The following is a 12,906-nucleotide window of genomic DNA, read 5'->3' as shown; positions in this document are numbered from 1 at the left end:
GCGACGTGACGCAACCCCTCGTTCTTGACCAGCTCCACGCCACTTTCGGCTTTTCCGCCTTTCGCGGGGTGCAGGATCAGGTGGTCAGCCGCGTGCTGGACGGGCAATCGACGCTGGCGGTGATGCCGACCGGCGCGGGCAAGTCGCTGACCTATCAGCTGCCCGCCGTGATGCTGCCGGGCACCTGCGTCGTCATTTCCCCGCTGATCGCGCTGATGCATGATCAGCTGCGCTCGGCGCTGGCCAACGGCATCCGCGCCGCCACGCTGACCAGCGTCGATACCGACCGCGAGGCGACCATCGACCGGTTTCGCGCGGGCGAGCTGGACTTGCTCTACATCGCGCCCGAACGCGCCAGTCAGGGCCATTTCCGGGAACTGCTCAGCGCCGCCGAAAGAAATGGGGCCCCGATCTGCCTGTTCGCGATCGACGAGGCGCACTGCGTGTCCGAATGGGGCCACGATTTCCGCCCGGACTACCGCGCGCTGCGGCCCCTGATGGACGCGTTTCCGAACGTTCCGCGCCTCGCGCTGACCGCCACCGCCGATGCCCAGACCCGCGCCGACGTGCTGGCGCAGCTGGGCATTCCCGCCGACGGGTTGATCGTCGCCGGGTTCGACCGGCCCAACATCCGCTATGCGATCCGCCACCGTGACAACCCGGTGCGCCAGCTGACCACGCTGATGGCAGAGCAGTCCGGCCCCGGCATCGTCTATGCCCCAACCCGCAAGAAAGTGGAGGAGCTGGCCGAAAAGCTGGCCGCCGCCACCGGCCGCCCGGTCCGGCCCTATCACGCCGGGCTGCCGCCCGAAGTGCGTGCGGCCAACCAGGCGGCGTTTGTGGCCTCGGAAGACATGGTGATGGTCGCCACGGTTGCGTTCGGCATGGGAATCGACAAGCCGGACGTGCGGTTCGTCGCCCATGCGGGCATCCCCAAATCGATCGAGGGTTATTACCAGGAAACCGGCCGCGCGGGCCGCGATGGCGACGACTCGGTCGCGGTGATGCTGTGGGGCGCGGACGATTTCGCGCGCGCGCGCCAGCGGCTGGATGAAGTGGACGAGGCCCGCCGCGCCGGGGAACGCACCCGGCTGGATGCGTTGGCCGCGCTGGTCGAAACCGGCAGCTGCCGCCGCGCGGTGCTGCTGCGCCATTTTGGCGAGTATCCGTCCGAAACCTGCGGCAATTGCGACAACTGCCTGGATGCCCCCGGCATCCGCGATGTGACCGAGCTTGCGCGCAAGGTCCTGTCTGCCGTGTACCGCACGGGGCAAAGTTATGGCTTTGGCCATATCCAGAAAGTGCTGCTGGGCCAGCATGACGACCGCGTGGTGCAGCGCGGGCATGACCAGCTGAGCGTGTTCGGGATCGTCAGCGCGGAAGAGGCGCCGCTGCTGCAGGCGCTGGTGCGGGCCTTGCAGGCACGGGGCAGCCTGCTGCCGACTGAACATGGCGGGCTGGCGCTGGGCGACGATGCCCGCGTCATCCTGAAAGGCGAAGTGCCGGTCATGCTGGCCATCGCCCCCAAACAGGAACGCGCCCGCAAGGACCGGCGCGGCGGCAGCGCCGGACGGCGGGGGACGGCAGGCGCGGCGAACCCGGTTGGCGATCCGCTGTTCGATGCCCTGCGCGCGCTGCGCCGCGATCTGGCGCAGGAAGCGGGCGTGCCGCCCTATGTCATCTTCCATGACGCGACCTTGCGGGAAATGGCAGAAACCCGTCCCGCCACGCTCGCCGCGCTAGGTGAAATCGGCGGGGTCGGCACCCGCAAGCTGGAAGCGTTCGGCGATGCGTTCCTGGCGGTGATCCGCCAGCATTAACTCGCTGTTGCAAGTCAATTGCAACAAATCGCTTGACCGACCCGGCAATCTGCCGTCAGGGGGCGATCTCGAACCACGGAGCTTACGATGCCCGCATTCGAGACCCTGCTTTCCCCCGTCATCCTGTTTTTCATCCTCGGCGTTCTGGCGGCGGCGGCGCGGTCGGACTTGTCCGTGCCGGAGCCGCTGGCGAAAAGCCTCTCGCTCTACCTCATGGCCGCGATTGGCCTGAAGGGCGGCATCCAGGTTGCCCAGGCTGGCTTCTCGCCGCAACTGCTGCAAGTCTCCGCTGTCGGCATCGCGCTCAGCTTTGGCCTGCCCTTGATCGCGTTTGCGCTGCTGCGCGCGCTGGCCGGGCTCGACCGGCTGAACGCCGGAGCGGTCGCCGCGCACTACGGCTCGGTCTCGATCGTCACGTTCGTGACGACCGCCGATGTGCTGACCCGCAACGGCATGGCCCCGGCAGGCTACATGGTCGCAGTGATGGCGCTGATGGAAACCCCTGCCATCGTTACCGGGCTGCTGCTGGCGCGCGGCAGCGGGCTGGTTGCCCCCGGCCAGCGCAGCAAGCTGGTGCGCGAGGTGTTCCTGAACGGATCGGTCGTGCTGCTGCTGGGCGCGTTTACCATCGGGCTTGTGCTGGGGCCGGACCGCTACCAGCCGATTGCCCCGGTCTTTACCGCTGGCTTCACCGGTCTGCTGTGCCTGTTCCTGCTCGACATGGGACTGGTCGCGATGCGCCGCCTGCGCGAAAGCCGCGCGCTGACCTGGCGGCTCGCCGCGCTGGGCATCGTCCTGCCGCTGGTCAACGGAGCCATAGGTTTGTCGCTGGCGATGCTGCTGGGGCTGGATGCCGGAACCGGCGCGGCACTGGTCATGCTGGCGGCCAGCGCATCCTATATCGCGGTGCCCGCTGCCGTCCGACTGGCGATGCCCGATGCCGATCCAGGCATCTACCTGTCGATGTCGCTGGCTGTCAGCTTTCCCTTCAACATCCTGATCGGTATCCCGCTGATAACCCAGCTGGCCCCGCTCGTGCTTGGATAGGACCAACCGATGATTGCAACCTACACTCGCAAGCGCATCGACATTCTGGTCGACGCCCCATTGTGCGAATGGGTCGTGGAGCAGGCCGCCGCGGCGGGCATTCTCCATCATTCGGTCCTGCCGGTGCAGTCCGGATTGGGGCGCGGCGGGCCGTGGCGCGATGACGATGGCTATGCCAGCGTGGCCAAACGGATGTTCGTGGCGCTGACCAATGCCGACCGGGTCGATGCCCTGCTGGACCGGCTGGCCCCCGACATCGAGCGCTGCGGGCTGGTGATCGCGATCCAGGACGTGCAGGTCGTGCGCGGCGAGCGGTTCTAGGCCCGCCCGCCGCGCGATAGTTCAAGCTCAGGCCGCCGGGGCTTCCGCGCCGCGCGTCTTCCACAGCGAATAGCCCACACCGGCAGCGATCAGGCCAAAGGTCACGCCCAAGCTGGCGACCGGCGGAAACTTGTGCCCATCCAGCAGGAAGTCCGAGACGAAGATCTTCGACCCGATGAACACCAGCACCGCGGCCAGCGCATACTTCAGGTAATGGAAGCGGTGGATCATCGCCGACAGCGCGAAATACAGCGCGCGCAGGCCCAGGATCGCCATGATGTTGCTGGTATAGACAATAAACGTATCGGTCGTGATCGCGAAGATCGCCGGCACACTGTCCACCGCGAACACCAGGTCGGCCAGGTTGATCACCACCAGCGCCAGGAACAGCGGGGTTGCCGCACGCACCATCTTGCCGGTCTTTTCATCCTGCACCTTCACGAAAAAGTGCTGGCCGTGATGCGTCTTGGTCACCCGCATGTGACTGGAAATCCAGCGGATCGCAGGGTTCTTCGACAGGTCCGGCTCATGATCGCTGGCCCACATCATCCGGATCCCGGTGTAGACCAGGAACGCGGCGAAGATATACAGCACCCAGTACGCTTCGGCCACCAGCGCCGCCCCGGCCGCGATCATGGCGCCGCGCAGCACGATGACCGCAATGATGCCCCACAGCAGCGCGCGGTACTGATACATCCGCGGAATCGCGAAGAACGTGAAAATCAGACTGATCACGAAGACGTTGTCGATCGACAGCGCCTTTTCGATGAAGAACCCGGTGTAATACTTCATCCCCAGATCGGCGCCCTTGGCATACCAGACCCAGATTCCGAACAGCATCGCCACACTGATATAGAACGCCGACAGCTTCAGCGATTCCGCGATGCCCATCTCGCGGTCTTCCTTGTGCAGGATGCCAAGATCGAACGCGGTCAGCGCCAGCACCAGCGCGCCGAACGCCAGCCAGAACCAGACCGGCGTCCCCAGCCAGTCCATGAACAGAAATTCCATCTTGAATTGCCCCTGGAACAGGAAAACCCGGCGCGGGCCGGAAAGGCAGCCGCGCCGGGGATGAAGTGAACGGCTTAGCGTGCCAGCTGGCGCCGCTGCATCAGCCAGTTGATCCGGTCCTTGATCGCCAGCTTGAGCTTTTTCAGTCGCAGCACTTCGAACGGATCGGCCGCCCGCCGCGATTGGACGCGGCGCAGCAGATCATCCAGCTTCTGGTGACGCTCAAGCAAACGGTAAACGTGATCGGACATGATAACGGTCCCTTTCGTAACGTGTTGACGTACGATCGGATGCACCGAGCCACAGACGGGTAGAGGGATGGGAACTGAACCCGGACCCATGGCATCGGTACATCCGATGCGGTCCGACATCACGCTGCGCACGGCCTGGAGGGGGTAGGCCACACGCGGCGCCAGAGGGGCCCGGTTCCGCCTGATTTTTATATGATCGATTCGCTCGCATTTCAAGACCCATTTGACACATGGCCGCCATTTGATATTAATGTGATATCAAATTAAGGGGGTTCTTATGTCTGATTCTCATCCCGCCATGACCACCAGCCGCGAAAAAGGCGTGTGGAGCACCAGCGGCTATCTGATGTTCATCGTGTTCCTGGCGCTGCTGGCGCTGACCATCATCCGCGTGGTGTGGGTCGCGTCCGGCCCGAACCTGAGCGAAGGGGAAGTCTGGGCATTCCTGATCCCGACTTTCCTGTCGGTGCTGGCGCTGATCGTGATTTCCGCCGGGTTCTACATGATCCAGCCCAACCAGGCCGCCGCGATCACGCTGTTCGGCGCCTATCAGGGGACCGACCGCAGCCACGGACTGCGCTGGGTCTGGCCGTGGATGGGCAAGACCAAGATCTCGGTCCGGGCCAACAACGTCGTATCCGAAAAGCTCAAGGTCAACGATTTGCGCGGCAACCCGATCGAGATTGCCACCAATGTGGTCTGGCGCGTGGCCGATTCCGCGCAGGCGCTCTATGACGTCGACGATTACAAGGCCTTCGTCGAAGTCCAGATCGAAGCGGCCGTGCGCGCGATCGGTTCGCGTTATCCCTATGATGACATCGAGCACAGCGAAACCACGCTGCGGGGCAGCCACGACGAAGTGAACGCGGAACTGCGCGCCGAACTGAACCGCCGGATGGTGGTGGCCGGGCTGACCGTGGACGATTGCGGGCTGACCCACCTGGCCTATGCCCCCGAAATCGCCGGGGCGATGCTGCGCCGCCAGCAGGCCGAAGCCGTGATCAGCGCGCGCAAGAAGCTGGTCGAAGGCGCGGTAACGATGGTAGAAATGGCGCTGCACCAGCTGTCCGAAAAGGGCGTCGTCCACCTCGATGACGAACGCAAGGCAGCGATGGTGTCCAACCTGATGGTCGTGCTGTGCGGGGAACGCGATACCCAGCCAGTGGTCAACGCCGGATCGCTTTACTAAGCGCCGCCCATGTCCGGACCGATCAAGAAATCCTTCCCCCTGCGGCTCGATCCGGCGCTCTATGCGGCGCTGGAGCGGGTTGCCGCGGGCGATTTCCGATCGGTCAACGCCCAAGTCGAAGTCCTGCTGCGCGAGGCGCTGGCCCGGCGCGGCATCAAGCTCGCCGCCGCCGATCCGCCGCGCCGGGGCCGCCCGCCAAAGGAGCACACCGATGACTGAACGCACGCCCTGGTTTTCCGCCAAGACCCACGGTTATGGCGCGGGCTGGCCGATTGCATGGCAGGGCTGGGCCTTGATCGCGGCCTATCTGGCCGTGCTGGGGGTGGCAGGCTGGCTCGACCAACTGGGGTTCGGCTCGACCCGGATCGCCGCCTTTGCGCTGTTCGTCAGCGCGACCGCGACCTTCCTGTCGATCGCCGCGCAGCGCACGCGGGGCGGCTGGAAATGGCGCTGGGGCAAGCGGGGTTAGGCCCCAGAACCGGCCTTTGCGCGATTTTAACCCGCGCCTGCCATATGGGCAGGCATGAAAAACCCCTCGATCCTCCCGCTCGCCGCCGCCGCGCTTGGTGTGCTGATCCTGCCAATGGGCATCGCCGCTGCCCAGCCGGGCGCGCCTTATGTTGTCGTTGAGAGCGGACAGGGCTTTGCCCGCCTGCAGGACGCGGTCAATGCCATCGGCGACGGGATGGGGACGATCCAGGTTGGCGATGGTCGGCACACCGATTGCGCCGTGCAGGGCGCGGGCGACATATCCTATGTCGCGGCGACGCCGGGGCAGGCCGTGTTCGACAACGTGGCGTGCGAAGGCAAGGCCGCGCTGGTACTGCGCGGGCGCAGTGCCAAGATCACCGGGCTGGTCTTCAGCAATATCCGCGTGCCTGATTTCAACGGGTCCGGCATCCGGCTGGAAAAGGGCAACCTGACCGTCAGCCAGAGCTGGTTTCGCGACAGCCAGCAGGGCATCCTGGCCGGGGTCGATACCGCATCGAGCATCACCATCGACAAGTCCACTTTCACCCGCCTTGGCACGTGCGACGGGCCGGGCGGCTGCGCGCATTCGGTCTACATCGGTGACTATGGATCGCTGTCGGTCACCCGCAGCCGGTTCGAGGCGGGACGCGGCGGGCATTACCTGAAAAGCCGCAGCCGCCGGGTTGCCGTGCTCAATTCCAGCTTCGACGACACCGCCGGGCGCGGCACGAATTACATGATCGACCTGCCGGGCGGATCATCGGGCCGGATCGCCAACAACTGGTTCGTGCAGGGTCCGAACAAGGAAAACCATTCGGCCTTCATCACCGTCGCGCCAGAGGGCAAGCAGTACAGCTCGGCCGGGCTGGTGATCGACGGGAATGACGCGCGGTTTGCGCCGGGGGTGAACTGGGAAAGCACGTTCGTCGCCAACTGGACCGACGATGCGGTGCAGATTGGCGCCAACAAGCTGGGCGCCGGGATCAAGCGGACCGACCGCCGCTGATCGCGGACTTGACCGCGCCGCCCGTGAACAGGCGGACGCGGTCAATTCATGTGATTCAGGGCTTGGCCTGCGGGGCCGCAGCGGCTGCGTTTTCAGGCAGACCGCCCAGCTGGGTCACCATCTTGGTATAGGCATCGAGATAGGCCAGCACGATGATCTGGCCAATCGCGGTATCCTGATACCCGCCAGCGCCAGCCGCGCCGAACGTGCCGCCGCTGAACAGGCCGCCGCCCGCCCCCCAGCTGAGGTCGGACTTGCGATAATAGCCTTCGACCAGGGCTTCTTCCTCGGTCGTGCGGGCGTTGACGACGGACAGCGTCACGTTGGCTTCGCCCTTCTTGATGCTGATTCCGCCAGCGATCGCGCCCGCCGCACGGCCAAACAGCCCGCCGCCGATCCCGCCGAGCAGGCCGCCGACGGCATTGCCGCCTGAATTGCGGTTGGCCGAGACGATATCGGGTTCAAGGAAATAGTCCGCCGCCTTGACCTGACCCTTGCCGAGGTTCGATCCGGACTGCAGCTCGCCATTGTCGGCCATCGCCCGCTCCATCGCGCGGCTACCCATCGAGCGGCCGCGGTTGACCAGCGTGAAGCAGCCGGACTTCTGCACGAACACTTTCAGGATCGCCTCAGGGCTGCCCAGATTGAATTCGCGCCACCACTGGTTGTCGGGTTCGACGATCGCGATCGCGCCCAGCTTGCGGGTGCAAACTGGAATTTCGCGAGTGCCGTTGGCCTGGGCTTGCCGCCCGGAGGAACCCTTTTCCTTCGCAGCGAAAGCGGGGGAACCGGTGGCGAGCAGCGCCAGCGCAATGGCGCTGGCAATGGTTTTGCGCATGAAAATCTCCATCATCCCTGCGGACGGTGCCCGGTTGGGCTTACCCCCCCTGTGGTCCTGGGCGCGACCCAGCCGATGAATTATAAGCACGATTTCCCGGCTTGGCTTGCACATTCGCGCCAGCCCGGAACAGCAAAGAGTCAGACCGGCAGGTTGTCGATCAGCCGGGTGGAACCGATCCGTGCCGCCACAAACAGCCGTCCGGCCTCCGCTCCCGGACCAGCCTGCAAGGCGATGCTATCCGCGCCGCGCACTTCGGCATAATCGACCGTGTGAAACCCGCCCGCCAGCAATTCGCCGCGCAGCGCGGCCAGCGCCGCGGCATAGTCCGCGCCGCCCCGCATCGCCGCGATGGCCGCCTGCATCGCGCGCGGCAGGCACGCGGCCTGCGCGCGCTGGGCAGGGTCGAGATAGGCGTTGCGCGAACTCATCGCCAGACCATCCGCCTCGCGCACGGTGGGCACGCCGATGATTCCATCGACATGCGGCGCGGTCAGGTCCAGATCGCGCGCCATCCGCCGGATCACGGCCAGCTGCTGCCAGTCCTTTTCGCCGAACAGCGCGCAGTCCGGGCGGACCTGGTTGAACAGCTTGCACACCACGGTCGCCACACCGTCGAAATGCCCCGGCCGCGCCGCACCGCACAGTCCGGCGCTGACGCCATCGACCGAAATGTTGGTGGCATAGCCAGCCGGATACATCGCCTCTGCCGTCGGCGCCCACAACAGACTGACGCCTTCGGCTTGCAGCAGCGCAGAATCGCGCGCCAGCTGGCGGGGATAGGCGTCCAGATCCTCGTTCGGGCCGAACTGGCGGGGGTTCACGAAGATCGAAACGGCCACGTGCGCGGCGTGCTTGCGGGCTTCGCGCACCAGCGTCAGATGCCCGTCGTGCAGCGCACCCATCGTCGGCACCAGCGCCAGCGGACCATCGACCTTGAGGGCATCGACCGCACTGCGCAGTGGAACAAGCTGGCTGATCGTTTGCACGCACGATTCCCCTTGGATAAAGCAGGTCTGAACAGCGCCCTTGCCGCAGGCAGGCGTTCGCAGCAACCTTTGAAAAGCCGGGAAACCCACGTGTCAAACGCCCCCTCCGCGTCCAGTGCCAATGCGCCGCATCGAATCGTGTTCGCCAATGAAAAGGGCGGGACGGGCAAATCGACCACCGCGGTCCATGTCGCCATCGCGCTGGCCTATCAGGGGGCGCGCGTCGCGGCGATCGACCTCGATCCGCGCCAGCGCACGCTGCACCGCTATCTCGAAAACCGCGCCGAGACCGAGCGGCGGCGTGAGATCACCCTGCCCAATGCGCAGTTCGCCGTATTCACCGGCACCACGGTCGAGGAGCTGGACGCGCTGACCGCGCAACTTGGCGCAGAGGCCGATTTCCTGATCTTCGACACCCCCGGCCGCGACGACGAATTCGCCCGCCACGTGGCGACCGGCGCGGACACGCTGGTGACGCCGCTGAATGACAGCTTCGTCGATTTCGACCTGATCGGGCAGGTCGATGCCGAAACGTTCAAGGTCCGCCGCCTGTCGTTCTATGCCGAGCTGATCTGGGAAGCGCGCAAGAAGCGGGCGATGGCGACGATCAAGGACAAGAAGCGCGAGATGGACTGGGTGGTGGTGCGCAACCGCACCCAGCATACCGAAGCGCGCAACATGCGCCGCCTGGACAATGCGCTGACCGAACTGTCCAAGCGCGTTGGTTTCCGCGTCGCCAATGGCCTGTCCGAACGCGTGATCTTTCGCGAATTGTTCCCCTCTGGCCTGACCCTGCTCGACAAGGGCCATCTGGGCGAACTGGGGACCAGCCATCTGGTCGCCCGCCAGGAGCTGCGCGCGCTGCTGCAAGGGCTGAACCTGCCGATGCCACGCACCCCCCAGCCGGAACTGGTGCTGGCGGGCGCGCCGGCCTCAGCGGCCTGACCCGGCATGGGCCGGATTATCCTGATCGCGGTGCTGGCCTGCCTCGCTTGCCGGATTTTTACCGGCAAATGGCCCTGGCAGTTGTGGCGCGCATCGGAACGCGGCCAGAAGGAAGCGCAGGCCCGCGCGCTGCTGGGGGTGGAACGGTCTGCCGCGCGTGAGGCGATCATCGATGCTCACCGGCGGCTGATCACCCGCGTTCACCCGGATCGCGGCGGCACCAGCGAACAGGTCCACGCCGCCAACGCCGCGCGTGACGTGTTGCTCGACCGGATCGACCGGCAGGCCCTTGATTGACCATGGCGCACCGGTTCCACCGCTCGATCCTGCGTGAATACGACGTGCGCGGCGTGGTGGGGGAAACGCTGGGGCCGGACGACGCCCACGCCATCGGACGCAGCTTTGCCACGATGGTACGGCGCACGGGCGGCCGCGCAGTGGCGGTTGGCCGCGATGGGCGCATCAGTTCGCCCGAACTGGAAGCAGCCCTGGTCGCCGGACTGACCGCCAGCGGCGCGGACGTCGTGCAGATCGGGCTGGGACCAACCCCGATGCTGTATTACGCCGAAGCCACGTTACCAGCTGTGCAGGGCGGCATTCAGGTAACCGGCAGCCATAATCCCGCCGATCACAATGGCTTCAAGATAGTACATGAAGGCCTTCCGGTGTTCGGAGACGAGCTTCAGCAGCTTGGCCGAATGGCCGCTGCGGGCGACTGGCAGGAAGGAATGGGCCGCGTTGAGCAGCGCGATGTCCTCGGCGCTTATGTCGACCGGCTGGCTGCCGGACTCGCCGGGATCGACCACGCTGCGCTGGCTACGCTTCGGATCGGCTGGGATGCGGGTAATGGGGCCGCCGGTCCCGCGATTGAATGTTTGACGCGGAAACTGCCCGGCGAACATCATCTGCTTTTCACCCAGGTGGACGGGACGTTCCCGAACCACCATCCGGACCCCACGGTAGAGCGCAATCTGGACGATCTGCGCGCGCTGGTCGCGGCCAAGTCACTCCATTTTGGCGTGGCTTTCGATGGTGACGGCGATCGGATCGGGGCGGTCGACAGCACCGGCCGGGTAATCTGGGGGGACCAGTTGCTGATGATCTATGCCGAAGACCTCCTGCAACGCCTGCCAGGGTCCACGATTGTCGCGGATGTGAAGGCTTCCGGTGTCTTATTCGACCGGATCGCAACATTGGGAGGCCGGCCGCATATGTGGAAAACCGGACACAGCCTGATTAAATCCGAAATGAAACGGATTGCTGCCCCTCTGGGCGGGGAGATGACCGGCCATGTCTGTTTTGCCGATGATTTTTACGGGTTTGACGATGCGCTTTACGCCGCCGTCCGGCTGATCGCCGCATCGGTCCGGCTGGGACGGTCCGTTACGCAGCTGCGCGATGCGATCCCCGCCGTCGTCAACACGCCCGAATTGCGATTCAAAGTCGACGATCTGCGCAAGTTCCCCGTGGTGGATGAAGTCCGCGAACGGCTGGAGCGTGCAGGCGCAGACGTCAACCCGATCGACGGGGTCCGGGTGACCACGCCCGATGGCTGGTGGCTGCTGCGCGCATCGAACACGCAGGATGTGCTGGTGGTCCGCGCCGAAAGCGGCGACGCGGCCGGGCTGGGACGGCTGCTGGCCGAAGTGGATGCGCAGCTGGCGCTGTCCGGCGTGTCCCGCGGGCCGCAAATCGATCATTAGAGCAGCAGCGGCAGCGTCCCCAGCGCGGCAATGCAGCTCGCCGCCAGCACCGCAGCCCCCGGCCACGCCCGGTGCCACCCGGCCATGCCCAGTGCGGCCCCGGCCTTGAACAGGGTGTTGAGCAGGATTGGCGGCATCAGCACCAGCGCGGCGGTGTGCGGCGCAAGCGCCCCGACCGGCAGGTGCCCCATGGTGATGATCGCCGAATCGACGTCGACCATCCCGGACAGTGCCAGAACAGTCGCCAGACCGGCATTGCCATAGCGTTCCAGCACCCAGTGCGAGACCGCGCTGAGCACCATGACCAGCACCATCAGCACCAGCGCGGGCTTGATCGCGAACGGGTTGCGCAAGCTGGGGGCGACATTGCCGCTGCCCGCGCCATCCTGGCGTCGGCGGATCAGCACGGCTGTGCCGATCAGGCTGACCACCATGCCCGGCACCGCCCACAGCATCAGCATTGGCAGGGCAAATCCGGCCAGCGCGCCGGTCAATACGATCACCCGCGCGAACATCACGGCGGATGCCAGCGCAACCCCGGCGTTGAGCACGGCGGCGTCACCATCGCCGCTGCGCAAGCGCCCCGCCAGCGCTGCGGTCACGGCAGTTGAGGACACCATTGACCCGGCCGCCGCCGTCGCCAGTGTCGCCTGCGATGCGCCCAGCCGTTTGGCCGCAACATATCCCGCCAGCGAAAATCCGCAGACCAGCACCACCACCAGCCACAATTCCCGCGGTCGCCAGGCGTCATAAGGTCCGAACGGCGTGTTGGGCAGCAGCGGCAAAATCACCAGCGCGATCAGCGCGAACCGGGCGATTGCCAGCATCTCGCCCTCGTCGAGGGCCGCCACCCAATCGTGCAGCTGGTGGCGCATCGCCAGAACCAGCACCATCACCCCGGTCGCGGCGCTGGCCAGGGCAAAGTTGCCGCTGCCCGCCACGAATCCGAATGCCATGGTCAAAAGGCCAACCATGCTGGCTGTCCCGCTGACCGACGGCCCGCGCTGGGTGCTGCGCCAGTATCCAATCACCACGAGTGCCGCCGTGGCCGCCAGCAACACCGTGGCCAGCCCCTCTGCGCGTGCCTGCAACGTGCCGGCGATGCCGCCTGCCAGCCCGATCAGGCCGAACGTGCGAATCCCGGCAAAGCGCTTGCCGTCCTGCGAGGCGCGCAAGGCCCAGCCCCGCTGGATGCCGACCAGCAAGCCAAGCGCCAACGCCAGACCGAGCGCTGCCGGGGCTGGGTCATCAAGCAGGGTGGCAATCTCCATCCAATGCTGATGGCAGGCGCAGCCCTGTGATGGAAGGGCGTTTA

Annotated in this window: 15 protein-coding genes; 10 read left to right on the top strand and 5 right to left on the bottom strand. The window is 65.8% G+C overall.

Annotated elements, in window-relative coordinates; translation table 11 throughout:
• The first annotated feature begins 5 nt into the window (after positions 1–5).
• From recQ to Q8Q53_RS04150, 3 genes are all read left to right on the top strand, one after another.
• Positions 6–1,820 (top strand): DNA helicase RecQ, encoded by a 1,815-nt coding sequence (gene recQ / locus Q8Q53_RS04160; RefSeq protein WP_305700491.1) that lies wholly within the window; start codon positions 6–8, stop codon positions 1,818–1,820.
• A gap of 87 nt (positions 1,821–1,907) precedes the next feature.
• Positions 1,908–2,867, top strand: coding sequence for a sodium-dependent bicarbonate transport family permease (locus Q8Q53_RS04155; protein WP_305700490.1), 960 nt, complete (start codon positions 1,908–1,910; stop codon positions 2,865–2,867).
• Between the two features lie 9 nt (positions 2,868–2,876).
• Positions 2,877–3,188: a P-II family nitrogen regulator gene (locus Q8Q53_RS04150; RefSeq protein WP_305700489.1), complete on the top strand. Its 312-nt coding sequence runs from the start codon at positions 2,877–2,879 to the stop codon at positions 3,186–3,188.
• A gap of 27 nt (positions 3,189–3,215) precedes the next feature.
• Here Q8Q53_RS04150 and Q8Q53_RS04145 read toward each other — a convergent pair whose 3' ends face one another.
• Together Q8Q53_RS04145 and Q8Q53_RS04140 are read right to left on the bottom strand one after the other, a co-directional pair.
• On the bottom strand, positions 3,216–4,199 hold the full coding sequence (locus tag Q8Q53_RS04145; RefSeq protein WP_305700488.1) for a TerC family protein: 984 nt from the start codon (positions 4,197–4,199) through the stop codon (positions 3,216–3,218).
• A 74-nt stretch (positions 4,200–4,273) separates the two neighbouring features.
• Positions 4,274–4,450 carry a DUF465 domain-containing protein gene (locus Q8Q53_RS04140; protein WP_305700487.1) on the bottom strand — a complete coding sequence of 59 codons (177 nt, stop codon included), beginning with the start codon at positions 4,448–4,450 and terminating at the stop codon, positions 4,274–4,276.
• Positions 4,451–4,727: 277 nt separating this feature from the next.
• On the opposite strand from Q8Q53_RS04140, the gene Q8Q53_RS04135 reads away from it, so the two are divergent.
• Genes Q8Q53_RS04135 through Q8Q53_RS04120 form a run of 4 tightly spaced genes read left to right on the top strand, consistent with a single transcriptional unit; the run spans position 4,728 to position 7,116 of the window.
• The gene (locus Q8Q53_RS04135; RefSeq protein ID WP_305700486.1) at positions 4,728–5,639 is read left to right on the top strand and encodes an SPFH domain-containing protein; all 912 of its coding nucleotides are present in this window, start codon (positions 4,728–4,730) and stop codon (positions 5,637–5,639) included.
• A 9-nt stretch (positions 5,640–5,648) separates the two neighbouring features.
• Positions 5,649–5,858 (top strand): toxin-antitoxin system HicB family antitoxin, encoded by a 210-nt coding sequence (locus tag Q8Q53_RS04130; RefSeq protein ID WP_305700485.1) that lies wholly within the window; start codon positions 5,649–5,651, stop codon positions 5,856–5,858.
• Positions 5,851–6,108: a hypothetical protein gene (locus Q8Q53_RS04125; RefSeq protein ID WP_305700484.1), complete on the top strand. Its 258-nt coding sequence runs from the start codon at positions 5,851–5,853 to the stop codon at positions 6,106–6,108. The genes Q8Q53_RS04130 and Q8Q53_RS04125 overlap by 8 nt, the downstream gene beginning before the upstream one ends.
• Positions 6,109–6,162: 54 nt before the next feature.
• On the top strand, positions 6,163–7,116 hold the full coding sequence (locus Q8Q53_RS04120; RefSeq protein WP_305700483.1) for a right-handed parallel beta-helix repeat-containing protein: 954 nt from the start codon (positions 6,163–6,165) through the stop codon (positions 7,114–7,116).
• A gap of 55 nt (positions 7,117–7,171) precedes the next feature.
• On the opposite strand, the gene Q8Q53_RS04115 is transcribed toward Q8Q53_RS04120, so the two are convergent.
• Positions 7,172–7,954 (bottom strand): CsgG/HfaB family protein, encoded by a 783-nt coding sequence (locus Q8Q53_RS04115; protein ID WP_305700482.1) that lies wholly within the window; start codon positions 7,952–7,954, stop codon positions 7,172–7,174.
• 140 nt (positions 7,955–8,094) lie between these two features.
• On the bottom strand, positions 8,095–8,943 hold the full coding sequence (gene panC, locus Q8Q53_RS04110) for a pantoate--beta-alanine ligase (protein ID WP_305700481.1): 849 nt from the start codon (positions 8,941–8,943) through the stop codon (positions 8,095–8,097).
• A 90-nt stretch (positions 8,944–9,033) separates the two neighbouring features.
• Here panC and Q8Q53_RS04105 point away from each other — a divergent pair, with 90 nt between their 5' ends.
• Genes Q8Q53_RS04105 through pgmG form a run of 3 tightly spaced genes read left to right on the top strand, consistent with a single transcriptional unit; the run spans position 9,034 to position 11,591 of the window.
• The gene (locus Q8Q53_RS04105) at positions 9,034–9,888 is read left to right on the top strand and encodes a division plane positioning ATPase MipZ (RefSeq protein WP_305700480.1); all 855 of its coding nucleotides are present in this window, start codon (positions 9,034–9,036) and stop codon (positions 9,886–9,888) included.
• Positions 9,889–9,894: 6 nt separating this feature from the next.
• Positions 9,895–10,185: a DnaJ domain-containing protein gene (locus Q8Q53_RS04100; protein ID WP_305700479.1), complete on the top strand. Its 291-nt coding sequence runs from the start codon at positions 9,895–9,897 to the stop codon at positions 10,183–10,185.
• A 2-nt stretch (positions 10,186–10,187) separates the two neighbouring features.
• Positions 10,188–11,591, top strand: a complete 1,404-nt coding sequence (pgmG, locus tag Q8Q53_RS04095) for a phosphoglucomutase/phosphomannomutase PgmG (RefSeq protein ID WP_305700478.1) — start codon at positions 10,188–10,190, stop codon at positions 11,589–11,591.
• Here the strand turns inward: pgmG and Q8Q53_RS04090 are convergent.
• Positions 11,588–12,862, bottom strand: a complete 1,275-nt coding sequence (locus tag Q8Q53_RS04090; RefSeq protein WP_305700477.1) for an MgtC/SapB family protein — start codon at positions 12,860–12,862, stop codon at positions 11,588–11,590. The two genes, pgmG and Q8Q53_RS04090, sit on opposite strands and share 4 nt — an antisense overlap.
• Positions 12,863–12,906 lie beyond the last annotated feature (44 nt).

The organism is Novosphingobium sp. (assembly GCF_030699305.1).
In the GTDB taxonomy this organism is placed as follows: Bacteria; Pseudomonadota; Alphaproteobacteria; order Sphingomonadales; family Sphingomonadaceae; genus Novosphingobium.
Note: the sequence above shows the minus strand (reverse complement) of the source record. Positions and strands in the feature narration are given on the sequence as shown.

Bases quoted from the DNA above. Each gene is read 5' to 3' on its own strand.
- Q8Q53_RS04140 (WP_305700487.1), bottom strand. From the start codon at position 4,450: ATGTCCGATCACGTTTACCGTTTGCTTGAGCGTCACCAGAAGCTGGAT.
- Q8Q53_RS04125 (WP_305700484.1), top strand. From the start codon at position 5,851: ATGACTGAACGCACGCCCTGGTTTTCCGCCAAGACCCACGGTTATGGC.
- Q8Q53_RS04150 (WP_305700489.1), top strand. From the start codon at position 2,877: ATGATTGCAACCTACACTCGCAAGCGCATCGACATTCTGGTCGACGCC.
- Q8Q53_RS04145 (WP_305700488.1), bottom strand. From the start codon at position 4,199: ATGGAATTTCTGTTCATGGACTGGCTGGGGACGCCGGTCTGGTTCTGG.
- pgmG (WP_305700478.1), top strand. From the start codon at position 10,188: ATGGCGCACCGGTTCCACCGCTCGATCCTGCGTGAATACGACGTGCGC.
- Q8Q53_RS04090 (WP_305700477.1), bottom strand. From the start codon at position 12,862: ATGGAGATTGCCACCCTGCTTGATGACCCAGCCCCGGCAGCGCTCGGT.
- Q8Q53_RS04155 (WP_305700490.1), top strand. From the start codon at position 1,908: ATGCCCGCATTCGAGACCCTGCTTTCCCCCGTCATCCTGTTTTTCATC.
- Q8Q53_RS04120 (WP_305700483.1), top strand. From the start codon at position 6,163: ATGAAAAACCCCTCGATCCTCCCGCTCGCCGCCGCCGCGCTTGGTGTG.
- Q8Q53_RS04115 (WP_305700482.1), bottom strand. From the start codon at position 7,954: ATGCGCAAAACCATTGCCAGCGCCATTGCGCTGGCGCTGCTCGCCACC.
- Q8Q53_RS04130 (WP_305700485.1), top strand. From the start codon at position 5,649: ATGTCCGGACCGATCAAGAAATCCTTCCCCCTGCGGCTCGATCCGGCG.
- Q8Q53_RS04135 (WP_305700486.1), top strand. From the start codon at position 4,728: ATGTCTGATTCTCATCCCGCCATGACCACCAGCCGCGAAAAAGGCGTG.
- Q8Q53_RS04100 (WP_305700479.1), top strand. From the start codon at position 9,895: ATGGGCCGGATTATCCTGATCGCGGTGCTGGCCTGCCTCGCTTGCCGG.